The sequence below is a fragment of the Streptomyces sp. NPDC051172 genome (genome assembly GCF_040682555.1).
In the GTDB taxonomy this organism is placed as follows: Bacteria; Actinomycetota; Actinomycetes; order Streptomycetales; family Streptomycetaceae; genus Streptomyces.
The window spans coordinates 1-22,474 of sequence record NZ_JBFBBE010000135.1; the positions used below are offsets into that span (position 1 = coordinate 1).

Sequence of the window (22,474 nt, forward strand, 5' to 3'; positions counted from 1 at the left end):
GCGACGGAACGCCGCGGAACCCGGCCGTTGCCAAGAAGTCAGCCGATGGCGCCGGACGTCTGGTCGTCGGTGTCGACGAACGCGTCGGCGACCTGCTTGATGAACTCGCTGACGCCCTGAAGGCCCTCAATGGCCTTCTCGGTGCCGTTCTTGTACTCCTCCCAGAACGGACGGAACTTGCTCTCGGAGCCCGGCGTCGCGTAAGCCGCCTCGACCATCTCGTCCATCTTGGTGTTGGCCTCGTGGAGGCTCTGCTGCATCAGTTCCTTCTGGTGCTGCAGCCACGTCGACGCCTCCCGCATCTCGTCCGGGCTGATCTTGATGTTGCCGCCGGCCATGTCGGTTCCTTCTCTCGTTCCGGATCGCCGCGGCCGCTCGGCCGCTCACACCCGGCTCTACGGGGCACCTGCCAGGGCGGTTCATGCCTGTTGCGGAACGGTGACGAAAAAGGAAGGCCCTCGCGAGTCACGTCCTCGCGAGGGCCTTCCTCTTCATCCGCCCGCTACGTGAAAGGTGAGAAGACGATCACGCGGCAGGACGCTTCACGGGCTCAGGGGGCGAACAGCAGCACATCCGCACGGGACTTCGCGGCCTCGTAACGCCGCGCCACGTCCTGCCAGTTGACGACCCGCCACATCGCCTCGACGAAGTCCACCTTCTGGTTCCGGTACTGGAGGTAGAAGGCGTGCTCCCAGGCGTCGAAGACGAGGATCGGCACCGAGCCCTGCCCGACATTGCCCTGGTGGTCGTAGACCTGCTCGACGATCAGCCGACCGCTCAGCGGCTCGTACGCGAGGACGCCCCAGCCCGAGCCCTGGGTGGTGGCGGCGGCCTTCGACAGCTGCGCCCGGAAGCCGGCGAACGATCCGAAGGACTCGGCGATCGCGTCCGCGAGCTCGCCCACGCCGTCCGCCGCCAGCGGCTCACCACCGCCGTCACCGGTCATGTTCTGCCAGTAGATCGAGTGCAGGATGTGCCCGGACAGATGGAACGCCAGGTTCTTCTCAAGACAGTTGACCGCCGCCCACGACTCCTTGTCCCGTGCCTGAGCGAGTTGCTCCAGTGTGTCGTTGGCGCCCTTCACATACGCCGCGTGGTGCTTGTCGTGGTGCAGCTCGATGATCTCGGGGCTGATCACGGGCGCGAGTGCGGAGTAGTCGTACGGCAGGTCAGGAAGCGTGTAGACGGGCATGGGGGGTCCCCTCCGGAACTCTTATTGCAAGTGACTTGCAACTGCACGCTAGCAACAAGAAGCCCCCCCGTGTGTACGCGGGGGGCTTCTTCGCGGGGCGGCTGTCGTCAGTGCCTGGCCCGCTGCCGTGCGTATCCCACGGCCGCCAGCACGGCCGTCATCCCGCCGGTGTAGTAGAGCTGCACCCGGGTGCCGGGCTCCCGGGCCATCAGGACGAAGATGGCCGCCATGCCCGCCAGCGCCACCCAGGTCAGCCACGGGAACGCCCACATCCGGACCGCAAGCTTCTCGGGCGCCTCCCGGTTCAGCCGGGCCCGCAGCCGCAGCTGGCTGACCGCGATGAAGATCCAGACGACCAGGATCACCGCCCCGATCATGTCCAGCAGCCAGGGGAAGACGTCGTCCGGGCGCCAGTAGCTGAGGACGACGCAGACGAAGCCGAAGACGGAGGAGGCGAGGACGGCGATCCGCGGGACTCCGCCCGACACCCGGCCCAGCACCTTCGGGCCCTGGCCGCGCTCGACGAGGGAGTAGGCGATCCGTGAGGAGCCGTAGATGTTGGCGTTCATGGCCGACAGCAGGGCGACCAGGACGACCACGTTCATGAGCTGTCCGGCGCCCGGGATGCCCAGGTGGTCGAGGGCGGCGACGTACGGGCCCTTCTCGACGACGTCCTTGGAGTCCCAGGGGACGAGCGTCACGATGACCGCCATCGAGCCGATGTAGAACAGCGCGATGCGCCACATCGCCGTACGGACGGCGCTTGCCACGCCCCGCACCGGGTCCTGCGACTCGGCCGCCGCGATGGTGACGGTCTCCAGGCCGCCGTACGCGAAGATCGAGGCGAGCACGCCGACGATCAGGCCCTCGCTGCCGTTCGGCAGGAACTCGGTGAGGTTCGCCGTGCCCGGGGCGTCCGTGCCGGGGAGCACGCCCGCGATGGCGAGGATCCCCAGTACCAGGAACAGGCTGATCGCGCCGACCTTCAGGGCCGCGAACCAGAACTCGAACTCGCCGAAGTTCTTCACCGCGGCCAGGTTCGCGACACAGAACACGACCATGAACAGGGCCACCCAGCCCCACTCGGGCGTGTGCGGCAGCCAGCCCGTCACGATCTTCGCGGCGCCGATGCCCTCCAGGCCGACCGCCGTGCACAGCAGCACCCAGAAGGACCAGCCCGCGGTGAAGCCCGCCCAGGGCCCGATCGCCCGTTCCGCATGCGCCGAGAACGAACCCGACGACGGATACGCGGCCGACATCTCGCCGAGCATCCGCATCACCAGCATCACGAGGAGACCGGAGAGCGTGTAGGCGACGACGATGGAGGGTCCGGCGGCGGCGATACCCGCGCCGGAACCGACGAACAGCCCGGCGCCGATGACCCCGCCGAGGGCGATCATCGACAGATGGCGCTGCTTCAGGCCGTGGGACAGGGTGGCGTCGGCGTCCGCCTGCGGCGGCGTGGCGACCTCGGTGGTGCTGCTGGGCATGGGCGCGGCTCGTCCAGTCCATGAGATGGGCAAAAACGCCCACAGTCTGGGCGGCCTCCCCGCTCAGCAGGAGAGACCGCCCATTATCCGGACGCACCCGGTACGTGCTGTGACTATGCGGCTACGGAGGTGTAGTGCGAGGCGTCGCCCTCGATCGAGTAGCTCTCCTTGCCCTCGATGCCGACCGGGATGTCACCTGCGACGGTCACCCGGTGCAGGCGGCGCGGCAGACCGTCGTAGTTGTCGATGGCGTAGTGCTGGGTGATGCGGTTGTCGAAGAGGACCAGCTGGTTCTCCGACCAGCGGTGACGCAGGATGTTCTCCGGCCGGGTGACATACGCCTGCAGCAGATCGAGGATCTTGCGGGACTCGCCCGGCGACAGGCCGACGATGCGCTGCGCGAACCCGCCGATGAACAGCCCGCGCTCACCGGTCAGCGGGTGCACGCGGACCACCGGGTGGACCGTGCGGTACTTGATCGAGGTGAACTGGGCGCGCTGGGCGGCCTGCTGCTCGTCGAGCTCCTCCTCCGGTACGGCGTAGTCGTAGTCGTTGGTGTGCTCCGCCCACAGCGTGTCCGCCAACTGGCGGAGCGAGTCGGGGAGTTGGCGGTAGGCGGCCGCCGAGTTGGCGATCAGGGTCTCGCCGCCGTACGGCGGGATCGTGATCGAGCGCAGGGTGCTGGCCTGCGGCGGGTTCAGCACGAAGGTGACGTCCGTGTGCCAGTGGTTGGCGGCGCGGCCGCGCTCGCTGTCGACGGGCAGCACGTTCGGGACGCCGTCCACGGAGGAGACCGTCGGGTGGGCGGTGGTGATGTCGCCGAGGTGGCGGACGAAGGCCTGCTGGCCGGCGTCGTCGAGGTTCACGTCGTCGAAGACGAGCGCCTTGTGGACGTTGAGGGCCTCGCGGACGGCGGCGGTCGTCTCCTCGTCGAGCGGCTTGGAGATGTCGACGCCGGAGACACGGGCGCCGGTGTGGGCGGTGACCTTCTGGATTTCGATGCTTGGCACGGGGGGCCGGTCCTTTCAGACGAGGGAGGGTTCCTGGGTGGAGTACTGGTTGGCGGGGCGGGGGAGGCCGTAGCGCTCCCGGAGGGTCTGGCGGGGGCCGTACTCCGCGCGGAGCAGGCCTCGGGTGCGGAGGATCGGGACGACCTGGTCGACGAAGGTCTCGAGCCCGGAGGGCAGCACGGCGGGCATGATGTTGAACCCGTCGGCGGCGCCCTGCGTGAACCACGTCTCGATCGCGTCGGCCACCTGCTCGGGCGTGCCCGCGAAGGTGAGGTGGCCGCGTCCGCCGCCGAGCCGGCCGACCAGCTGCCGGACGGTGAGGCGCTCGCGCCGGGCGAGTTCGACGATGAGGGTGTAGCGGCTCTTGGCGCCCTCGATGGCGTCCTCGGGCGGCAGGTCGGCCGGCAGTCGGGAGTCCAACTCCAGCGTCCCTTCCGGGAGCTGGAGAAGACGCTCCAGACGGTCCACGCCGTGCGTGTACACGATGTGGTCCTCCAGGACCTGCTCGTTCGCCCGCGCCTCGGCCTCCGTGGACCCGATGACCGGCACGATCCCGGGCAGCACCTTGATGTGCCCGGGGTCCCGGCCGGCCGCCGCCGTGCGGGACTTGAGGTCGGCGTAGAAGGCCTGGGCGTCGGCCAGGGTCTGCTGGGCGGTGAACACCGCCTCCGCGTAGCGCGCGGCGAACGTCTTCCCGTCCTCGCTCGACCCCGCCTGCACCAGCAGCGGGTAACCCTGGGGCGAGCGGGGGACGTTGAGCGCGCCCTCGACGCTGAAGTACGTCCCCTTGTGCCGGGGAGGATGGATCTTCGCGTCGTCGCCCCAGACGCCGGCCGCCTTGTCGCCGACGATGGCGTCGTCCTCCCAGCTGTCCCAGAGCTTCAGCGCCACGTCGAGGAACTCGGCGGCGCGGGCGTACCGGTCGGCGTGGGCGGGCTCGTGCTCCAGACCGAAGTTGCGCGCGGCCTCGGCACCCGCCGTGGTGACGATGTTCCAGCCGGCGCGGCCGCCGCTGATGATGTCCAGGGAGGCGAACTTGCGGGCCAGGTTGTAGGGGGAGTTGTACGAGGTGGAGGCGGTGGCGATCAGCCCGATGTGCTCGGTGGCCGTCGCCAGTGCGGTCAGCAGGGTGAGCGGCTCCAGGGCGCCCGCGGGGCGCTGGGCGAGATTGCCCCACAGCTGCGGCCCGTCGGCGAGGAAGAGGGAGTCGAAGGTGCCGCGTTCGGCGATCCGGGCGAGCCGCACGTAGTGGTCCAGCTCGACGTGCGCATACGGATCGCTCTCGGGCAGCCGCCACGAGGCTTCGTGATGGCCGGTGCTCATGAGGAAGGCGTTGAGATGGAGCTGGCGGGGCATGGGGTGTCCTTTGCTACGGGAACCTGCGAGTGCCGGGTGCGCAATTCAGCCCGTCCGGCGTTTGAGGACGAGGCCCCTCAAGGGCCGACAGCGGGGGCCTGGGGGCGGCAGCCCCCGGTGGCGGTCACCGCACCCCCTCGGTGACGCCCAGCGCCGCAAGCAACCGCTCCCGGTACTCGCCGCGCGCCGCCGCCTCCCGGTCGATGGCCAGATCGACCGAGATCCGCCCGGAGTCGAGCACAAGCACCCGGTCGGCGAGCACGATCGCCTCGTCCACGTCATGGGTGACAAGCAGCACGGACGGCTGATGCCGCTTCCACAGCTCCCGCAGCAGGGCCTGCATCTTGATGCGCGTAAGTGCGTCCAACGCGCCGAACGGCTCATCGGCCAGCAGCAGTTCGGGTTCGCGGACCAGCGACCGCGCGAGCGCCGCCCGCTGCGCCTCGCCGCCGGACAGCTCGTTCGGCCAGGCCCGTTCGCGGCCCTTCAGGCCCACCTCGGCCAGGGCTTCCCGGCCCTTCTGCTCGGCGTCCTTGCCGTCCAGGCCGAGGAGTACGTTGTCCAGGACCCGGCGCCAGGGCAGCAGCCGGGAGTCCTGGAAGACCACGGACACCTGCTCCGGGGCCGTGAGCTGCCCGCTGCCCGCGACCTTGTGGTCCAGGCCCGCGATCGCCCGCAGCAGCGTGCTCTTGCCGGAGCCGCTGTGCCCGAGCAGGGCCGTGAACTGTCCCGCCGGGATGTCGAGGTCGATGCCGTCGAGGACGGTCCGCCCCTCGAACGACCGGGTGAGCCCCCGGAGTTGGACCGTCGGCCGGGTCAGCTGTTCAGTGTGCGGCGCCATGACAGCACCCTCCGTTCGATGAGACGGACCGCGCTGTCGGAGACCAGGCCGAAGATCCCGTAGACGGCCAGGCCGACGAGGATGACGTCGGACTGGCCGTAGTTCTGGGCCTGGAACATCATGTAGCCGAGCCCGCTGGTGGCGTTGATCTGCTCCAGGACCACCAGGCCCAGCCAGGAGCCGGTCACCCCGAGCCGGAGTCCCACGAAGAATCCGGGCAGGGCGCCGGGTATGACGATCTGGCGGATGAACTGGAAGCGGGACAGCCCCTGCACCTCGGCGAGTTCGACGAAGCGGCTGTCGATGCCGGACAGCGCGGAGTGCGTGTTCAGATAGATCGGGACGTAGACGACGATCGCGATGATCGCGATCTTGAACGCCTCGCCGATGCCCAGCCAGAGGATGAACAGCGGGATCAGACCGAGGGTCGGGATCGCCCGGTTGAGGTTCACCGTCCCGTCGATCAGCGCCTCGCCGACCCGGCTGAGGCCGGCGGCCAGCGCCAGCACGACCCCGGCCGCCAGACCGATCGTGAAGCCGTACGCGGCCCGTTCGAGGGAGGTCAGGATGTCCGTGGGCAGCGTCCCCGAGGTCCACAGCCGGCCCGCGGTCCGCAGCACCGTCCAGGGCGCGGGGATCGCGGCCGGGTCGAGCCGTCCGGCGGCCGAGGCGGCGGCCCACAGGGCGAGGAAGAGCGCCGGGCCGATCAGCCGGGAGGCGGGCAGCCGCCTGCCGGGGGACAGGCCGCGGCGGCGGCGCCGTGCGGGACGACTCTGTTGTTCCCGAGCCTGCGCCGGGAGCGCGGTGGGCGTGGTGGTGGTCATCGCGGTCACCTCCGGTACTCCGCCGGCACGGCCTTGGCGGCGATGGACTCGAAGCGGTGGTCGAAGAGCGAGGAGACGTCGAACTTCTTCACGAAGCCGCCCTCCGCCAGCAGATCGGCGGTCTCCTGCTCCCACTTGATCGCCTCGGTCCAACTCGGAGGGAACAGCGGCTTGTTGGCGAGCTTGCTGATGCCCCGGGCCTGCGCGAGGGTCAGGTTCTGCGTCTTGACGTAGAACTCCTCGTTCCAGGCGTCGGGGTTCTCGTACGTCCAGACCTGGCCCTTGGCCCAGTACGGGATGTACGCGGCGACCGCGGCGGCCTTCGCGGGGTCGTTGAGCACGGAGACCGGCGCCCACAGCAGGTTGAGGAGGTCGACGACGTCCGTGGTGATGGCGTGGGCGCCCTTGGAGGCGTACTGCCCGAGATAGGCGGGCGCCTGCTGGTTGGCGAGCGGCGCGATGTCCACCTGGCCGGACTGCAGGGCCGTCAGGAACTGGTTGCTGGTCAGCGGGACGAGGTCGACCTCGTCGTACTTGAGGCCCGCCTTCTTCAACGCCCGCAGGAGCACGACACCTTGGGCCTGGCCCTGCGAGAAGGCGAGCTTCTTGCCCGTGAAGTCGGCGACCGACCGGATGTCGCTGCCGGGCTTGGTGGCGAAGAGGTAATTGGGCTTGCGGGTGATGTTGATCGCGACGATCTTCGCGTCGAAGCCCTGGTAGTGCGCCTGGATCGGCGGGATTCCGGCGTTGTTGGCGACGTCCAGGGATTTGGCGCGGAAAGCGTTGATCACATCAGGGCCTGCGCCGATGTTCAACCAGTTCGACACCTTGAACGGCAGGTCGCCCAACTTGGCCAATGTGAACTGGAGTTGCTCGGTGTTCTGATAGGAGGCGATCTTCAGGCTCGTACCGGCCGGAACCTTGTCGGCGAGCGGCGCGGTCGAGACGCGCTTGCTGTCGGCGGATGCACTGCCGCCCGCGCAGCCGGTCAGACCGGCGACACCGGCTGCGGCACCGAGCACTGAAGTGAGAAAGAGCCGTCGGTCGAGACCCGGCACGAGAGAGGAGGGCATGGCAGGACTCCGTGAAGTTCAGAGGGAACGAGCGCAGAAAAGAGGGAGCGCAGCAGGGAAGAGCGCATGCGGAATTCCGGCAGGAGAGAGCCAGGGGGAGGGAATTCCGCGGTATTTACGCAGGAAGAAATGAGCGCTTCACACGCGGCAACGTGTCAGCAACAAAGGGTGCGACAGCTCACGATCGGGCTCATGGGTACGATGTTCCTGGTCGGCGCCGAGGCCTGTCAATATTCGGCGATTCTGAATTAAATAGCCTCAGGTCAAGCGGCCAGCGGATCCCGGTAGAGCACATCGAGGGCCACCGAACCGCCCGCCACCGCGAGCACCGAATCCGGAAAACTCGTCGGCACCACGGCCGCGGCACGCTCGTCGCCGACCCCTTCGCGCAACGCGTTCAGGCAGTCCTCCCGGTGAATGATCCCGACCTCCGTCACGACCACCGTCTCCGGATTGAGCACATCGAGCAGCAGCCGCGCCGCCCGCCCGATCGCCCCCGCCCGCTGCACCAGCAGCCGTACGGCCTCGGGATCGTCCGCGGCGGCCGCCGCGACCACATGCATGGGGTTCACGCCGTCCGTCACGCCCGCCTCCCGCGCCCGTCGGCACAGCGTCCGCTCGCTCAACTCGGCCTGCAGGCAGCCGGTCCGCCCGCAGGCGCAGGGCTCCGTGCCGCCCGGTACCGGCAGATGCGCGATGGCGCCCGCCTGGGAGCGGGGCCCGTGGTGCACCTCGTCATGGGTGGCGAACGCCGCGTCGACGACGTTGCCGACGAACAGATGCAGCATGCTCCCGCTGCCCCGCGCCCGCCCGAACAGCCGCTCCGCGTTGACCAGCGCCCGCGCGTGGCCGTCCACATGGACGGGCAGCCCGGTGCGCTCGCCGAGCACCTCCCGCACGGCCACCTCCCGCCAGCCGAGCAGCGCGTGCTCCACGACGGTCCCGGACTCCCGGTCCACCCAGCCGCCGACGGCCACGCCGACACCGAGAGCTCTGCACCGGGGGTTGCCGGCCAGCAGCGCCCCGAACCCTTCGGCGGCCCGGGCCAGCACCGAGCCGGGATCGGTGCGCTCGTGCTTCAACTCGCTCCGCGCCACCACCCGGCCGCGCAGATCGAGCAGCGCGACCGTGGTGTACGGCACCGCCACATGCACCCCGCCGACCACGAAACGGGAGTCGTCCAGGTCGACGGGGACATGCGGGCGGCCCACCCCGTTCGAGCGCCGGGGCACGGCCGACTCGCGGATCAGGCCCAGTTCGGCGAACCGGGCGCAGTAGTCCGTCACCGACGCCGGCGACAGACCGGTCAGCCGGGCGATGGTGCTGCGGGCCACCGGACCGTGCTCCAGCACGGACCGCAGCACGACGCTCGCGCTGGTACGGCGACGGGTGGAAGGGGACGCAGGGGACGCAAGGGTGGATGCCGGGGCAGAGGGCATGGGAGACCGTCCTCGGGAACGGGGCCGACACGTCTCGGAGGTCGAGGCGTGCCGCGGCCCGCCTCACACCGGACGGCGACAGGTGGCAGCACCCTGGCGTCGCAGGTCGACATAGCGACGCGACGTGAAGTTCCGGGCCTGGGCAACCATGGCTCGAAGGGTAGGCCAGAAAAGGTGAATCCGGCCAGACCACTAGGATTCATTTGGTGAGACCCTACAGACCTGCCTGCCTCCGGCCGGGTGAGCGCGGCCTCCCTGCCTCCGTGACCGGCATCACGCCGAACCGGGTGTAACCAGCACTCTTTGTGTAGAGCCCACCAAGCCCCTGTCTCACCCTTTGTCGACCGCTGACGGTGATCGGCTCGATGTCGCTGGGATAGCGTCATCGTGTCCCAGCATGTCCCCGTCACCCGCGGAGTCCCCATGAGCACCGCTGCCGCCACCGTCCGCCCCCGCGAGGTCCTCGCCGACCTCCTGCCAGCGTCCCGCGTCCGGGACGTGGCACTCGTGCTCGGCGGCGCCGCGCTCACCGGCCTCGCGGCCCAGATCTCCGTGCCCGTCCCGGGCTCCCCGGTGCCGGTGACCGGCCAGACCTTCGCCGCGCTGCTGGTCGGCACGACGCTCGGCGCGAGCCGTGGTCTCGCCTCGCTCGTGCTGTACGCGCTTGCCGGACTCGCCGGCGTGCCGTGGTTCGCGGGCGGCAGCTCCGGTGTCTCCGTCTCCTTCGGCTACATCCTCGGCATGCTCCTCGCGTCCACCGTCGTGGGCGCCCTGGCCCGCCGTGGCGCCGACCGCTCCGTGCTGCGCATGGCCGGCACCATGCTGCTCGGCGAGGCGGTCATCTACGCCGTCGGCGTCCCGTACCTGGCCTACGCCGCCGACATGTCCGCGTCCACGGCGGTCGCGGCCGGTCTCACCCCGTTCCTGATCGGCGACGCCCTCAAGGCCGCCCTGGCGATGGGCGTCCTGCCCACCGCCTGGAAGCTCATCGACAAGCGCTGAGGTTGTAGTTCCTGCAGAAGAGGTTCGCCGGGTCGTACGACGACTTCAGCTCGGCGAGCCTCTTCTGCGTTCCGGCGTCGTACAGCCCGTCCGTCCGGTCCCCGGCACCGAAGGCGAAGTTGAGCGCACGCCCGATCGTGACCGGGGCGAGCAGCGCGAACGCCGGGTCCAGCACCGCGCGCGCCGCGTCCCGGTCGCCCACCGCCAGCAGCCGCACCAGGAAACGCCCTTCGCGGTACGGCACCGAGTTCGGCGCGGGCCGGGCGAGTGCCCCACCCAGGTGGTTGATCTGCAGGACGCACATCGGACCACCGGCATCCGGCCCGACGGCGGCGAGCACCTCACCGGCCCGCTCCACATCCAGCTCGCTCAGCACCGCACTGTCCCCGTAGTACGCATGCGGGAAGTCCGGGTCGCTGTGGATGGTGTGGCTCTCGGCATACGGCATCTCGCGCAACGAGTCGGCGAGCACGGGCCCCGACTCCCGCAGTGGAGCGACGAGTTGCTCACCACCGGTGCCGGTGTACGCGACGCGCACGGAGACGACGTACCGACCGCGCAGCTGCGGCGGCAACGCCGGGATGTCCGGATACGGTACGGCCGCGAAGGACGAGGTCAGCCCGTCGGGCACGGTCCGCGTCCACTCCTCGTACGCCCGCAGCAGGGCCGCCGGGTCGACCTCGCGGCCGTCGAACGCGAGCGAACCGCCGTAGAGCGTCCTCACGGGTACCAGGCCGATCTCCAGCTCGGTGACGATGCCGAAGTTGTGACCGCCGCCGAGCAGGGCCCAGTACAGATCGGGGTCGGACTCCCGGGTCACCTGCCGGAGCCGGCCGTCGGCCGTGACGAGGTCCAGGGAGCGCACGTGGTCGGCCGCGTACCCGAACTCCCTGGCCAGGATGGACAGTCCGCCGCTCAGTGTGTAGGAGACGGCGCCGACGCTCGGCGCGGATCCGTTGAGCGGGGCCAGACCATACGGCTCGGCGGCCGCCACGACCTGCCCCCAGCGGACGCCCGCCTGCACGCGCGCGGTGCGTGCCTCGGGGTCGACGGTCACCCGGTCCATCCGCCTCGTCGTCACCAGCACCCCGCCCGCACAGGCGCCGGGCAGCCCGTGCCCGGTGGCCTGGACGCCGATCGGCACGTTGTGTTCGGCCGCATACCGTACGGCCGCGTTCACGTCCTCGGCCGAGGCCGCGGTGAAGACGACGGCGGGACGCTGGGCGAACCCGGTCTGGAAGCCTGCGAGTTCGTCGTCGTAGCCGGGGTCGCCGGGACGGAGAGCGAGCAGGTCGGCGGTGTGGTCGGCGAAGTTCATGAAACGCATCGTGCCCGCATAACCTGACAATTACCGTCAGGTTATGCGGGCGAAGTGGCGACCGGTGTGCCCGAGGGGGCTCAGCCGCGCAGCCGCTGCGGGGTCGGCCGCCGGGAGGACCACCACAGCCCCGCCGCACCGGCCGCGACCAGCGACGCGCCCGCCGCGCCCAGCGGCAGGACATCGCGCCCGACACCGGTCTTCGGCAGCTCGCTGCCGCCGGCCGGGGCCACCGGCTTGTTGTCGGTGCCGAGGAGCAGCGGGGTGGCCGGGGCGTTCGGCGACGGATTGGTCGTACCGAACGGAACCGGGCCCTGCTGCCAGTACGTCTTCTTCCCGTCGCCGGACTGCACGGGAAGGCAGATCTTGCCGGTCTTGCGCAGGTCGTATGTGGCGTCGACGGCAAATGACTTGGACTTGCTGGCCGCGAGATTGTCGATCGGGCAGGAGAAACCGCTGTTCGAGCCGGCCGGAAGGTTCTTCCCGTCAATCTTGGAGCAGCCTTGAGCACTCTTGACCGTGAGGCCGTCGAATCCGACGACCAGAAGCTGGATCTTTCCGCTGTCCTTGGTCCCTTCGTTCTTCACCGTGGCGGTGAGTGCCGTTTTCTGCGAGCCATTGTCGACCGAGATCCTGGAGGGCAGGAGCGTGGTCAGCCTCACGCCTGCCGGTGCCTCGTCGACGGCCTTTCCCCCCTTGCTGCTGCCGGGCCCCTGGTCGTCCGCGCTGGCGGTGAAGGAAAGGATCATCACCGCCGAAAAAGATGCCGCGACCAGCGATCCCGCGATGGTCGTCGTGCGACGAGAACTCATGTTCACATCCCCCTTGGCTGCGCCTGAATTCGCAGTACTTGAAGAGCTACCACAAGATTTCTCCGCACTATGCTGGTACGCCGCGAAGTGTGACCATTGTGTTTCAGTCGGGGTGCGGCCGAGGTAATCAAGACAGCTGAGAGAATTTCGGTGGCTGAGGGGGTGCAGCGGATTGCCGGGAAATACGAGAAGTGGCGGATTCCCAGGGTTGCTGGTGACGGGGCGCTATCGGTTGGTCGAAAGCATCGGGCAGGGAGGAATGGGGCGGGTGTGGCGAGCCACCGACGAGATGCTCGACCGCCCGGTCGCCGTCAAGGAGATGCGCATAGACGGCCTGGACGCGGAGGACGCCCGCACCCGCCGCGAACGCACACTGCGGGAGGCCAGGGCCACCGCCCGGATCGACCATCCCAATGTCGTTCGGGTCTACGACGTGGTCGACGAGGGCGAACGCCTGTGGATCGTCATGGAGTTGGTCGGCGGCCGCTCCCTCGAACGGATCATGGTGGAGGAGGGGCCGCTGGGACCGGGTGAGACGGCACGGATCGGGCTCGGTCTGGTGGCGGCGCTGCGCCAGGTGCACGCACGCGGTGTCCTGCACCGGGACATCAAACCGGGGAACGTCCTGGTCGAGGACGGCGGCCGGCGCATCGTCCTCACCGACTTCGGCATCGCCGCGATCCAGGACGCCAAGGCGCTCACCATGGTCGGCATGCTCGTCGGCTCCCCCGACTACATGGCCCCCGAACGCATCTCCGGCCGCCCCCAGGGCCCGCCGTCGGACGTGTGGTCGCTGGGCGCGACACTCTGCGCGGCCCTGGGCGGCCGCTCCCCCTTCTCCCGCGACACGACCCTGGCCACCCTGCACGCGGTCCTCTACGAGGAGCCCCGACTCCCCGCCGCGGCAGGCCCCCTGCGAGACGTACTTGCCGCCCTGCTGGAGAAGGAGCCGGCGGTCCGCCCGGCCCTGCCCGACGTGGAGGAGGCCCTGCGCCCGGTCGCGTACCCGGCACCACGACCGACGGATGCGGAAGAGCCGTCCGAGTCTCCGGAGCCACCCGGGACCGAACCGGGCGAGAGTGCCGATCCGAGCCCGGCGGCTGCCGAAGCCGAGCCCGAGCAGCCCGGCGGGGCCGGCGCCTCCAGCGAGGAGCCGACCCCGCCCTACCTGGACACCCGTCTCGTACGCGCCGCACGCGACCCCAGGCAACCCGCGCCCGCCCCCATCGAGGACGCGATACCCCAAGGACCGACCTACGACTTCCGCCGAGAGCGCCCCCCGGCCCCCCCCCCGGTAGCAGCCCCGACCCCCTCCGCGCCCTCAGTACCCGTGCAGCTCCCCAACGCCTCCACCGAAGTCCCCTCCGAGCTGCGCTCGGAGGCCCGCTCCGAGACCTCGTCCGCCAATTCCGCACATCGCAACGGCTCCGACGGCCCTCACCGCAGTCGCCACCGTGCCGTACTCGTGTCCGCCGTCGGCCTGGTGGCGGCCGGCGCCGTCGTCGCCGTACTCCTTCTGACGAACTCCCGATCACCCGGCGGCGACCAGGCAGGCTCCTCGACCGCACCGACGACGTCCGCCACCACGTCCGCCGGCAGCCCGTCGCCCACGGTGGAAGGCACGTCCAGGCCGCAGAGCCTGCCTCCGGGTGCGCATCGGGAGGCAGGCGGGTTCGCGTGGGCGCCGCCGCAGGGCTGGCGGCGGGATCTGAAGACGGGGGCGGAGGTGCACTACACGTCCCCGGACGGCACACAGGAGCTGGTGGCCAAGTCGTCCCTCGCCCGCGGCGACCTGATGGAGACCTGGCAGAAGTCGGAGCAGGACGCCCACCAGGGCCAGGACTACCGGAAGATCCGCCTGGAGAAGACGACGTTCCGCGGCAACCCGGCCGTGGTCTGGGAGTACACCTTCACCATGAAGGGCACACCCTGGCACGCCCGGCTGCTGGGCTTCGACCAGGACGGGAAGTCGTACCAGATCAACACCTGGTACCAGCCCGAGACCGAGACCCAGGCGCTCAAGACCTACGACAGGGTCAAGGACGGCTTCACGGTGCTGTGAGCGGTGCCGCGAGGGGCGTCAGCCGGCCGTGACCTTGTCCTGGCCCTGCGCCTCCGCCGAGGACGCGCCCGCGACAGCCGCCCGGCTGCCCCCGCGCACCTTCTCCTTCACCACGGCGACGACCAGCACGACCGCCGCGACCAGCAGCGACAGCAGTACGGTCTCGCGCCCGTCGTGCTCCGTGTCCGTGAGCATGTAACCGAGCACGAACACGATCAGCGCGGCCGTCGCCCAGGTCAGATACGGGTACAGCCACATCTTCACGACCAGCTTCTCCGGCGCCTCGGCCTGGATGATCTTCCGCATCCGCAGCTGCGAGAAGCAGATGGCCAGCCACACGAACAGCGCCACTGCACCACTGGAGTTGACCAGGAAGAGGAAGACCGAGTCCGGGAACTTGTAGTTGAAGAACACGGCGACGAAGCCGAAGACGACGGAGGCGACGATCGCGGCCATCGGAACGCCCCGCGAGGTGGTCCTGGCGAACGCCTTCGGCGCGTCCCCCCGCTCACCGAGCGAGAAGGCCATCCGGGAGGCCGTGTACAGACCCGAGTTGAGACAGGACAGCACCGACGTCAGCACGATGAAGTTCATGATCTGACCGGCGTGTGCGATCCCGAGGGAGTCGAGGGCGGCGACGTAGGAGCCCTGCTTCTTGATCGACGGGTCGTTCCACGGCAGCAGCGTCACGACGACGAAGATCGAGCCCAGGTAGAAGACGCCGATACGCCAGATGATGCTGTTGGTCGACTTGGTGACGGCCCGCTGCGGGTCCTCCGACTCACCGGCGGCCAGCGTCGCGATCTCGCTGCCCATGAAGGAGAAGACGACCAGCAGTACGCCGGTGAGGATCGCGCCGGGCCCGTTGGGCAGGAAGCCGCCGTGACCGGTGAGGTTGCTCAGGCCGGCCTTGTGGCTGTCCACGCCCGGCAGCACACCGAAGACCGCGAGCCCGCCGACCACGATGAACGCACCGATCGCGACGACCTTGATCCCGGCGAACCAGAACTCGAACTCGCCGTAGGAGCCGACCGAGACGAGGTTGGTGGCAGTCAGCACCGCCATCACGATCAGCGCCCAGCCCCACTGCGGAACGGCCGGCACCCATCCCGCCAGGATCTTGGCCCCGGCGGTGGCCTCCACCGCGAGCACCACGACCCAGAAGAACCAGTAGAGCCAGCCGATGGAGAAGCCGGCCCAACGGCCGAGCGCCCGGTCCGCGTGCGCCGAGAACGAGCCGGAGGTCGGGTTGGCGGCGGACATCTCGCCGAGCATGCGCATCACAAGGACGACGAGCGTGCCGACGAGGGCGTACGACAGGAGGATGCCCGGTCCCGCGGTGGCGATACCGGAGCTGGAGCCGACGAAGAGGCCGGCGCCGATGACGCCACCGATGGCGATCATCGACAGATGGCGGTTCTTCAGTCCGGCCTGGAGACCAGTCATGGGGAATTCCTTTGCGCCGGGTGAGCGGTCCCGTACGGGTCGCGTACGAGTTGGTCCAGTGAAACGGAGGCAAAGGAATTCGTGAACCTTTGAATCCAGATCGTTACTTGAGGTTTCCTTGAGGTTCCTTGGCAGGGGTCGTTGCGCTGAACCCCGGCCCTCCCGGCCGCCACCCGAGGCTGCCGCCCGGAAACAGCCATGTCACACTCGGAACCATGCGCGTGTATCTCGGCTCCGACCATGCGGGCTTCGAACTCAAGAACCACCTCGTCGAGTGGCTCAAGGCGGCAGGCCACGACCCCGTCGACTGCGGCCCCCACATCTACGACGCCCAGGACGACTACCCGCCCTTCTGCCTCCGCGCCGCGGAGCGGACGGCCGCGGACCCCGACTCCCTCGGCATCGTGATCGGCGGTTCCGGCAACGGCGAGCAGATCGCCGCGAACAAGGTCAAGGGCGTCCGCGCGGCCCTCGCCTGGAGCGAGGAGACGGCGTCCCTCGGCCGCCAGCACAACAACGCCAACGTCGTGGCGGTGGGCGCACGCATGCACACCCAGGAGGAGGCGACCAAGTTCGTCGAGACCTTCCTGGGTACCCCGTTCTCCGAGGACGCCCGCCACATCCGCCGAATCGACATGCTCGCGGCCTACGAGACGACGGGCGACCTCCCCCCGATCCCGCCCCACCACCCGCAGCAGTAACTTCCACCTCGTCCGGCGCCGGAGTCTTTCAGCTTTTCAGCCCGTCCGGCGTTTGAGGACGAGGCCGTTCAGGCCGACAGGGGGTCCAGGGGGCGGAGCCCTCTGGACGGGGTCGAAGGGGCGGCAGTCCCCGGGGACGGGAACGGGTGAGGGCGGCGGGGGCGAACAAACCCACGCCCGCCCCACCCGCAGACGAACAGGAGCCACTGTGCCTGAGGGGCACACGATTCACCGTTTGGCCAAGGACTACGCCGCCCGCTTCCTCGGCACGCGCCCCCACGTCACCAGCCCCCAGGGCAAGTTCTCCGACGCCGCGGAACTCCTCGACACCGCCGAACTCACCCACACCGACGCCCACGGCAAACACCTCTTCCTGGGCTTCCGGGACACCGACTGGGTCCACATCCACCTCGGCCTCTTCGGCAAGGTCGCCTTCGGCGACGCCCCGGCGCCCCCGCCCACGGACACCGTCCGCCTCCGCCTCGCGAACAACACCTCATACGTGGACCTCCGCGGCCCCACGACCTGCGCCCTGATCACGGACACCGAGAAGAACGCGATACACGCCCGCCTCGGCCCCGACCCCCTGCGCGAGGACGCCGACCCGCAGACGGCGTACCGGCGCATCACCCGCAGCCGTACGACGATCGCGGCACTCCTCATGGACCAGAAGGTGATCGCAGGCGTCGGCAACGTCTACCGCGCCGAGGTCCTCTTCCGCCACGGCATCGACCCCTACCGCCCCGGCCGGGAGGTCACACCCGCCGAGTGGGACGCGATCTGGTCCGACCTGGTCGAGCTGATGCACGAGGGGGTCCGCAACAACCGCATCGACACCGTCCGCCCGGAACACACCCCTGAGGCCATGGGCCGCCCGCCGCGCGTCGACGACCACGGCGGCGAGGTGTACGTCTACCGCCGGGCCACCCTCCCCTGCCACATCTGCGCCGGCGAGATCCGCACCGCCGACCTCGCCGCCCGCAACCTCTTCTGGTGCCCCACCTGCCAACAGCGCTGACGCGCCGCTAGAACCCGTGCGGCAGCCAGGGCGCCACCGCCGAGCCGAACGCGAGCGACGCCTCCGTCAGTGCGCCCTGGCGCAGCTCGCGCACCCGGCCGGCCGCCGCAAGCGAGGCCAGCGGGACCCCACCGAGGTACGCCGAGCCCAACTCCCTTACGGACAGGGCGAGATCGGCGGCGTCCGCCGTACGCTCGCACGATGCGCCCTTCGGGTCGCCGGTCAGCCGCCAACGGCCCTCGTTCCAGGGGCAGAAGGCGTCCTCGACCTCCAGCACCACGTCCACCGGCGCCTGATACGTGCGCGCCTGCAGCGCGGCGCCGACGTCCACCAGCCGCACGTGCAGTGAGTCCCGGACCAACAGCGAGCAGCGGCGGATGTCGGACACCATGTGCTGCCACGGCTCGTCCAGCGGCCGCCGCCGTGCGTCGATCCTCGACGTCAGGTCGATCTCGAACAGGAACCGCCACAACGCCGCGTGCGCCGCCGGGTCCAAAGCGTCCACGTCCTGTACGACGACCGTCCCCTTGGGGCCGGCAGCCTCCCAGTCCCCCTTGATCCGGAAGCGGGCGTACCCGACGACCTCGCCGTCCCGCTCCGCGAGCACGCACTGCAGCGGCGACGCACCGTCGCGCTCACTCTCCGGGTCGAGCAGCCACAACCGCTCCCAGCCCGCAATGCGCGCCACCATCCCGGGCCGCCGCGCGACCAGTTGGGCGTACACCGCCTCGCACGCGTCGAGTACGTCGGCCGGCTCGGCGTACCGCAGCCGTACGTCATCGGTGCCGAGCGGCACGGACAGCCGTACACGGGTCGTGTCGATCTCGGCGTTGACGTGGTACGTCCCGACGCCGTACCCGAATCGTCCGTAGATCGCAGGTTCGGACGCCGTCAGGACGGCCAGCGGCTCGCCCCAGGACCGTACGTCGTCCAACTGCCGCCGCATCATGGACGTCAGCACCCCGCGCCGCCGGTGCGTCGCGGCCACGGACACCATGGTCACGCCCGCCGCAGGCACCGCGGCCCCGCCGGGCACGGTCAGCCGGAAGGAGAACGCGCCCGCAGTCCCGACGCACGCATCACCGTCCCAGGTACCGATGGAACGGTCCGTCTCGGTGAGCTCACGAAACAGCGCCCGTTCCTCGGCCGACTCCGGAATCCCGCCGAAGGCGCGGATCAGGTTGTCGTACCACTCGTCCCAGTCTTCCCGGCGCAGCACGCGCAAGTCAGTCCCCATGAACCATGCCTACCAGGGCATTGCGGGAGGAGCGAGGGAATTTCGCCTTGGCGGACCCGCCACGGCTTTCTGTGAAGTTCACTGTGAAGTTGAACCTCGGACGGGGGACAAGTGGGACCTCCCGTGCCAAGCAGCTGGTCCGATGGATAGGGTCCCGAACTAATGGCAGCAGGACGAGAGCGGCGCGCAGCAGCCGAGACGTTCACGGCCCGGTTGAAGATGCAGTGGCACCGGGTCCGCGTCGGCCTGCGCAGAAGCGCCGTGGACTACTTCCGGGGGGACGGCTCGGACTGGGTCGCGCTCGCCGGTCTGCTCCTCACCGTCCCGCTGATCGCCTCCGTCACGCTCGCCAACTCCGTCTGGTGCTCCCCGGCCGTACTGGTCCTGCCGATCGTCGCGGGCGGCCTGCTGCTGCGCCCCGCGAGCCTGCTCGGTCTGTACGCGGCCGCGGCCACGGCGCTGATCGTGGAGTCGGTGAAACTGGGGCCCTACACGGAGGGCCCTTCCCGTGTCACCCCTGGCGTCGTGCTGGTGGTGGCCGCCTGCGGGTTCTTCGGTCTGCTCATCGCCCAGTTCCGCAGCCGGGTCGGCGTGCCCTGGCGGCGCGGCGGCACCATGCTCTTCGACCTGCGCGAACGCATCCGGGTGCAGAGCAAGCTGCCGCTGCTGCCGGTCGGCTGGCACCGTGAGATGGCGCTGCGTCCGGCGGGCGGCCAGTCCTTCTCGGGCGACTTCGTGGTCGCCGCCCGTACCAACGGCGGCCGCACATTGGAGGTCGTCCTGACGGATGTCTCCGGAAAGGGCATGGACGCGGGCTCGCGCGCCCTGCTCCTGTCGGGGGCGTTCGGCGGACTCCTCGGCTCCCTGCCCCCGCACGCGTTCCTCCCGGCGGCCAACGGCTATCTGCTCCGCCAGGACTGGGACGAGGGATTCGCGACCTCGATCCACCTCGTCCTGGACCTCGACTCCGGCGACTACGAGCTCTACTCCGCGGGTCATCCGCCGGGCCTCCAGCTCAGCGCGGGCAGCGGCCGCTGGGAGGAGAAGGCGGCCGAGGGCCCGCTCCTGGGTGTGTACGACGGCGCGCAGTTCGACCCCGTGAAGGGCTCGCTGCGCCCCGGGGACGTGTTGATGCTGTTCACAGACGGCCTGGTGGAGACGTCCGACCGGGACATCGTCGAGGGCATCGACCGTCTCACGGGTGAGGCCGACCGCTACGTCGCCGGCGGCTTCCACGGCGCCGCCTGGCACCTCATCGAGGCGGTCGCGAAGGACGTCAACGACGACCGCGCACTCCTGCTGATCTGCCGGGAGGGCCCCACGGCCACCTCCCAGCCGCCGACCCTGGGCTGAGCCGATGACCGAAACCCCTCGGGGGCCGATGCCCCTCACCGAAGTCGAAGCCACCGCCCGCGCCGCCCACGAAGGCCAGACGGACAAGGCGGGACGCCCCTACGCCGAGCACCTCCAGGCGGTCGCCGACGGCGTACGCACACGCGGCGGCGACGAGGACCAGATAGCGGCAGCCTGGCTCCACGACGCCGTGGAGGACGACGCTCTCTCCGGGCAATGGCTGGAAGAGGCCCCTCTGACCCCGCGCACGAAGAACATCGTCCTGGCGGTCACGAAGCGCCCGGGGGAGAGCCCGGAAGCATACGCCGAACGGATCCTGTCCACGCCGGGCGCCCGCCTGGTGAAGGAAGCGGACCTGGCACACAATGCGGATCCGGCCCGCCTGGCCCGCCTCACCGACGAGGCAACCCGTAAGAGGTTGACCGAGAAGTACGCACGAATGCGCGCACTTCTCGGCCTGGCCTAGCAGCAGGTATCTAGGGGCGCGGGGCTGTGTCGACATGCGGCTCCGCCGCGCGGGCGCGACAAGCCACGACGAACCCGCAGACGCCGACCGGCACATCGGGGCAAACACTCAGGCGCCGGCCGTCTCGCGCCCCCGCGCACCTTCCGCCGCCTCCGGCCGGAAGGCCCACCTCATCTCGGGCTCCATCACGCCCTTGAACACCCGCCGCACCGGCGAAGTACACAACAACGTGACAGCCCCGGCAAACACCACCGTCACAAAGATCTCACCCAACGGCCGGTGCAACCACTTCGGCTCGAACCAGCCGTAGAACTCCCCGGCCTTCACCAGGAACCCGTGCAGCAGATAGCCGTAGAGCGTCCCCGCCCCGAGCGCCGTGAACCACGTCTTCCGGCGCGGCACCCAGGCGAAGAAGCAGGCGGTCAGGAGCAGCGAGCAGCCGAACATGGCGAGCACCATGACCGGTCCGGTCCACCACGGCGCGCCCAACTCCTGGGCGGAGTCCCGGTGGTAGAACCACGCGGTGTTCATCCGCGGCACCGCCCACCAGCCGAAGGCCAGCGCGGTCGCGAAGACCGGCACCGCCAGGATCCGCATCTTCCGCGTACGCACCATCCGGAAGTGCTCGGGCTTCATGTACAGGCCGAGCACGAAGTACGGCAGGAACTGCAGGACGCGCTGGAGGTCGAGGTCGTTGCCGATCTCCGGCGAGACCGACCCGAACATCGCGATGCCGAGCGCGACGGGCAGCGGCCACCGCAGGGTCTTCCACAGCGGGGTGGTCAGCCGCCAGATGAACAGTGCGACCAGGAACCAGGTGAGGTACCAGGGGTCGAGCAGACTGACCGTCATGCTCGGGTCGTGGTCGCCGTAGCGCTTGAAGAGGGTGTACGCGGTCTCGAAGACGATGTACGGCACGAGAACGCCGGTGATCAGGCGTCTGACGCGGTCGGGGCGCATGTCGAAACCGCGCGAGAAGTAGCCGGAGATGATGATGAACGCCGGCATGTGGAAGCTGTACACGACCGTGTACGCGGCCTCCAGGATGCGGCTGTCACCCTTCAGCGGTTCCCAGGAGTGGCCCATCGCCACCAGCACGATCGCCAGGTACTTCGCGTTGTCGAAGAACGAGTCGCGCTGTTTGCCGGGTTTCGGGGGATTGCTCTGCTGTTTCTGCGGTGAGCGCGGACTCGGCACTCCCGACGCCGGCGACTGTGCCGGAGGGAGCGGCGCCCTGTTCTGGCCGTGCGGGTGCAACGAGTTCGTCACAGACTTTCCCCCCGGAAAACGGGGGAGACGATCCCGGACCTCGCGGCGCGTGCGGGGGACGAGGCAGCGTGAAACATCTGAGGCACCCTAGCGTCGTCTGTGGGTTTTCGTAAAACTCCCCACGTGGTCTCTGCCAATTGCCTTTGAGTGCCCCGATTGAGGGAAGTTGACAACCTCATGGAGGCGACGGTCAATACGCCATTACGTGTCCCGGTTGTCATGACTCGTCCCGACTAAATGGGGCATATGGCCAGGGAGCGACTCCAGTGGAATGTCTGTTTCATTGGCCTTTCGAGGGACCCTGTGTCGGCAGCTGCGCTGTGCCCGTGGCGACAATTCGAAATACCTGCGAACACGTTGTGTGGACATGGAAACGATCTCGCTGAATTCCCTGTGCGGGTGCACCGTCGAATTGCTGTGCGAGCAACGGGTGTTGGGGCTCTCGGACGTGCCGCGCCCGCATGGCTGAGCCTCGATCCACCGCGTGATAGTCGGCCTGTGGACAGAGGAATAGGAAGAGGTGCCTGCTGACCTGCGATGATGGGAGTTCCTACGCTTCCAGCAC

At 69.4% G+C, this 22,474-nt stretch carries 20 protein-coding genes; 6 read left to right on the forward strand and 14 right to left on the reverse strand.

Going from position 1 to position 22,474, the window contains the following annotated elements; all coding sequences use genetic code 11:
* Window positions 1–38: 38 nt before the first annotated feature.
* From AB0N07_RS43215 to AB0N07_RS43255, 9 genes are all read right to left on the reverse strand, one after another.
* Complete coding sequence (locus tag AB0N07_RS43215; protein WP_030934419.1) at window positions 39–338, reverse strand: WXG100 family type VII secretion target; 300 nt, start codon at window positions 336–338, stop codon at window positions 39–41.
* A 212-nt stretch (window positions 339–550) separates the two neighbouring features.
* Window positions 551–1,192 (reverse strand): superoxide dismutase, encoded by a 642-nt coding sequence (locus AB0N07_RS43220; RefSeq protein WP_365845074.1) that lies wholly within the window; start codon window positions 1,190–1,192, stop codon window positions 551–553.
* Window positions 1,193–1,299: 107 nt separating this feature from the next.
* A complete protein-coding gene (locus AB0N07_RS43225) occupies window positions 1,300–2,682 on the reverse strand; it encodes an amino acid permease (protein ID WP_365845076.1) in 1,383 nt (460 codons plus the stop codon).
* Window positions 2,683–2,795: 113 nt separating this feature from the next.
* A complete protein-coding gene (locus AB0N07_RS43230) occupies window positions 2,796–3,692 on the reverse strand; it encodes a TauD/TfdA family dioxygenase (protein ID WP_365845078.1) in 897 nt (298 codons plus the stop codon).
* A 15-nt stretch (window positions 3,693–3,707) separates the two neighbouring features.
* Window positions 3,708–5,048: an LLM class flavin-dependent oxidoreductase gene (locus AB0N07_RS43235; protein ID WP_365845080.1), complete on the reverse strand. Its 1,341-nt coding sequence runs from the start codon at window positions 5,046–5,048 to the stop codon at window positions 3,708–3,710.
* A 124-nt stretch (window positions 5,049–5,172) separates the two neighbouring features.
* The gene (locus AB0N07_RS43240; protein WP_365845082.1) at window positions 5,173–5,889 is read right to left on the reverse strand and encodes an ABC transporter ATP-binding protein; all 717 of its coding nucleotides are present in this window, start codon (window positions 5,887–5,889) and stop codon (window positions 5,173–5,175) included.
* Window positions 5,865–6,713 carry an ABC transporter permease gene (locus AB0N07_RS43245; protein WP_365845084.1) on the reverse strand — a complete coding sequence of 283 codons (849 nt, stop codon included), beginning with the start codon at window positions 6,711–6,713 and terminating at the stop codon, window positions 5,865–5,867. The genes AB0N07_RS43240 and AB0N07_RS43245 overlap by 25 nt, the downstream gene beginning before the upstream one ends.
* A gap of 5 nt (window positions 6,714–6,718) precedes the next feature.
* Window positions 6,719–7,786 (reverse strand): ABC transporter substrate-binding protein, encoded by a 1,068-nt coding sequence (locus AB0N07_RS43250; RefSeq protein WP_365845086.1) that lies wholly within the window; start codon window positions 7,784–7,786, stop codon window positions 6,719–6,721.
* 263 nt (window positions 7,787–8,049) lie between these two features.
* Window positions 8,050–9,225, reverse strand: a complete 1,176-nt coding sequence (locus AB0N07_RS43255; RefSeq protein WP_365845088.1) for an ROK family protein — start codon at window positions 9,223–9,225, stop codon at window positions 8,050–8,052.
* 423 nt (window positions 9,226–9,648) lie between these two features.
* Here AB0N07_RS43255 and AB0N07_RS43260 point away from each other — a divergent pair, with 423 nt between their 5' ends.
* Complete coding sequence (locus AB0N07_RS43260; RefSeq protein WP_365845090.1) at window positions 9,649–10,227, forward strand: biotin transporter BioY; 579 nt, start codon at window positions 9,649–9,651, stop codon at window positions 10,225–10,227.
* Here AB0N07_RS43260 and AB0N07_RS43265 read toward each other — a convergent pair.
* On the reverse strand, window positions 10,211–11,545 hold the full coding sequence (locus tag AB0N07_RS43265; protein WP_365845092.1) for an FAD-binding oxidoreductase: 1,335 nt from the start codon (window positions 11,543–11,545) through the stop codon (window positions 10,211–10,213). The two genes, AB0N07_RS43260 and AB0N07_RS43265, sit on opposite strands and share 17 nt — an antisense overlap.
* Before the next feature lie 80 nt (window positions 11,546–11,625).
* A complete protein-coding gene (locus AB0N07_RS43270) occupies window positions 11,626–12,357 on the reverse strand; it encodes an LPXTG cell wall anchor domain-containing protein (protein WP_365845094.1) in 732 nt (243 codons plus the stop codon).
* 214 nt (window positions 12,358–12,571) lie between these two features.
* Here AB0N07_RS43270 and AB0N07_RS43275 point away from each other — a divergent pair, with 214 nt between their 5' ends.
* Window positions 12,572–14,419 carry a protein kinase gene (locus AB0N07_RS43275; protein ID WP_365845096.1) on the forward strand — a complete coding sequence of 616 codons (1,848 nt, stop codon included), beginning with the start codon at window positions 12,572–12,574 and terminating at the stop codon, window positions 14,417–14,419.
* A gap of 18 nt (window positions 14,420–14,437) precedes the next feature.
* Here AB0N07_RS43275 and AB0N07_RS43280 read toward each other — a convergent pair whose 3' ends face one another.
* Window positions 14,438–15,865 (reverse strand): amino acid permease, encoded by a 1,428-nt coding sequence (locus tag AB0N07_RS43280; RefSeq protein ID WP_365845098.1) that lies wholly within the window; start codon window positions 15,863–15,865, stop codon window positions 14,438–14,440.
* 215 nt (window positions 15,866–16,080) lie between these two features.
* On the opposite strand from AB0N07_RS43280, the gene AB0N07_RS43285 reads away from it, so the two are divergent.
* Together AB0N07_RS43285 and AB0N07_RS43290 are read left to right on the forward strand one after the other, a co-directional pair.
* Window positions 16,081–16,566, forward strand: coding sequence for a ribose-5-phosphate isomerase (locus AB0N07_RS43285; protein WP_365845100.1), 486 nt, complete (start codon window positions 16,081–16,083; stop codon window positions 16,564–16,566).
* A gap of 208 nt (window positions 16,567–16,774) precedes the next feature.
* The gene (locus tag AB0N07_RS43290) at window positions 16,775–17,584 is read left to right on the forward strand and encodes a DNA-formamidopyrimidine glycosylase family protein (protein ID WP_365845102.1); all 810 of its coding nucleotides are present in this window, start codon (window positions 16,775–16,777) and stop codon (window positions 17,582–17,584) included.
* Window positions 17,585–17,591: 7 nt separating this feature from the next.
* Here AB0N07_RS43290 and AB0N07_RS43295 read toward each other — a convergent pair whose 3' ends face one another.
* Window positions 17,592–18,821 carry a GNAT family N-acetyltransferase gene (locus AB0N07_RS43295; RefSeq protein ID WP_365845104.1) on the reverse strand — a complete coding sequence of 410 codons (1,230 nt, stop codon included), beginning with the start codon at window positions 18,819–18,821 and terminating at the stop codon, window positions 17,592–17,594.
* 162 nt (window positions 18,822–18,983) lie between these two features.
* On the opposite strand from AB0N07_RS43295, the gene AB0N07_RS43300 reads away from it, so the two are divergent.
* Together AB0N07_RS43300 and AB0N07_RS43305 are read left to right on the forward strand one after the other, a co-directional pair.
* A complete protein-coding gene (locus tag AB0N07_RS43300; RefSeq protein WP_365845106.1) occupies window positions 18,984–20,174 on the forward strand; it encodes a PP2C family protein-serine/threonine phosphatase in 1,191 nt (396 codons plus the stop codon).
* A 4-nt stretch (window positions 20,175–20,178) separates the two neighbouring features.
* On the forward strand, window positions 20,179–20,640 hold the full coding sequence (locus AB0N07_RS43305; protein ID WP_365845108.1) for an HD domain-containing protein: 462 nt from the start codon (window positions 20,179–20,181) through the stop codon (window positions 20,638–20,640).
* Window positions 20,641–20,748: 108 nt separating this feature from the next.
* Here the strand turns inward: AB0N07_RS43305 and AB0N07_RS43310 are convergent, their stop codons facing one another.
* Entirely contained in the window at window positions 20,749–21,909 is a 1,161-nt protein-coding gene (locus tag AB0N07_RS43310; protein WP_365845110.1) for an acyltransferase family protein, read from the reverse strand.
* Between the last annotated feature and the right edge of the window lie 565 nt (window positions 21,910–22,474).

Bases quoted from the DNA above. Each gene is read 5' to 3' on its own strand.
- AB0N07_RS43215 (WP_030934419.1), bottom strand. From the start codon at position 338: ATGGCCGGCGGCAACATCAAGATCAGCCCGGACGAGATGCGGGAGGCG.
- AB0N07_RS43220 (WP_365845074.1), bottom strand. From the start codon at position 1,192: ATGCCCGTCTACACGCTTCCTGACCTGCCGTACGACTACTCCGCACTC.
- AB0N07_RS43225 (WP_365845076.1), bottom strand. From the start codon at position 2,682: ATGCCCAGCAGCACCACCGAGGTCGCCACGCCGCCGCAGGCGGACGCC.
- AB0N07_RS43235 (WP_365845080.1), bottom strand. From the start codon at position 5,048: ATGCCCCGCCAGCTCCATCTCAACGCCTTCCTCATGAGCACCGGCCAT.
- AB0N07_RS43240 (WP_365845082.1), bottom strand. From the start codon at position 5,889: ATGGCGCCGCACACTGAACAGCTGACCCGGCCGACGGTCCAACTCCGG.
- AB0N07_RS43245 (WP_365845084.1), bottom strand. From the start codon at position 6,713: ATGACCACCACCACGCCCACCGCGCTCCCGGCGCAGGCTCGGGAACAA.
- AB0N07_RS43250 (WP_365845086.1), bottom strand. From the start codon at position 7,786: ATGCCCTCCTCTCTCGTGCCGGGTCTCGACCGACGGCTCTTTCTCACT.
- AB0N07_RS43255 (WP_365845088.1), bottom strand. From the start codon at position 9,225: ATGCCCTCTGCCCCGGCATCCACCCTTGCGTCCCCTGCGTCCCCTTCC.
- AB0N07_RS43260 (WP_365845090.1), top strand. From the start codon at position 9,649: ATGAGCACCGCTGCCGCCACCGTCCGCCCCCGCGAGGTCCTCGCCGAC.
- AB0N07_RS43265 (WP_365845092.1), bottom strand. From the start codon at position 11,545: ATGAACTTCGCCGACCACACCGCCGACCTGCTCGCTCTCCGTCCCGGC.
- AB0N07_RS43270 (WP_365845094.1), bottom strand. From the start codon at position 12,357: ATGAGTTCTCGTCGCACGACGACCATCGCGGGATCGCTGGTCGCGGCA.
- AB0N07_RS43280 (WP_365845098.1), bottom strand. From the start codon at position 15,865: ATGACTGGTCTCCAGGCCGGACTGAAGAACCGCCATCTGTCGATGATC.
- AB0N07_RS43285 (WP_365845100.1), top strand. From the start codon at position 16,081: ATGCGCGTGTATCTCGGCTCCGACCATGCGGGCTTCGAACTCAAGAAC.
- AB0N07_RS43295 (WP_365845104.1), bottom strand. From the start codon at position 18,821: ATGGGGACTGACTTGCGCGTGCTGCGCCGGGAAGACTGGGACGAGTGG.
- AB0N07_RS43300 (WP_365845106.1), top strand. From the start codon at position 18,984: ATGGCAGCAGGACGAGAGCGGCGCGCAGCAGCCGAGACGTTCACGGCC.
- AB0N07_RS43305 (WP_365845108.1), top strand. From the start codon at position 20,179: ATGACCGAAACCCCTCGGGGGCCGATGCCCCTCACCGAAGTCGAAGCC.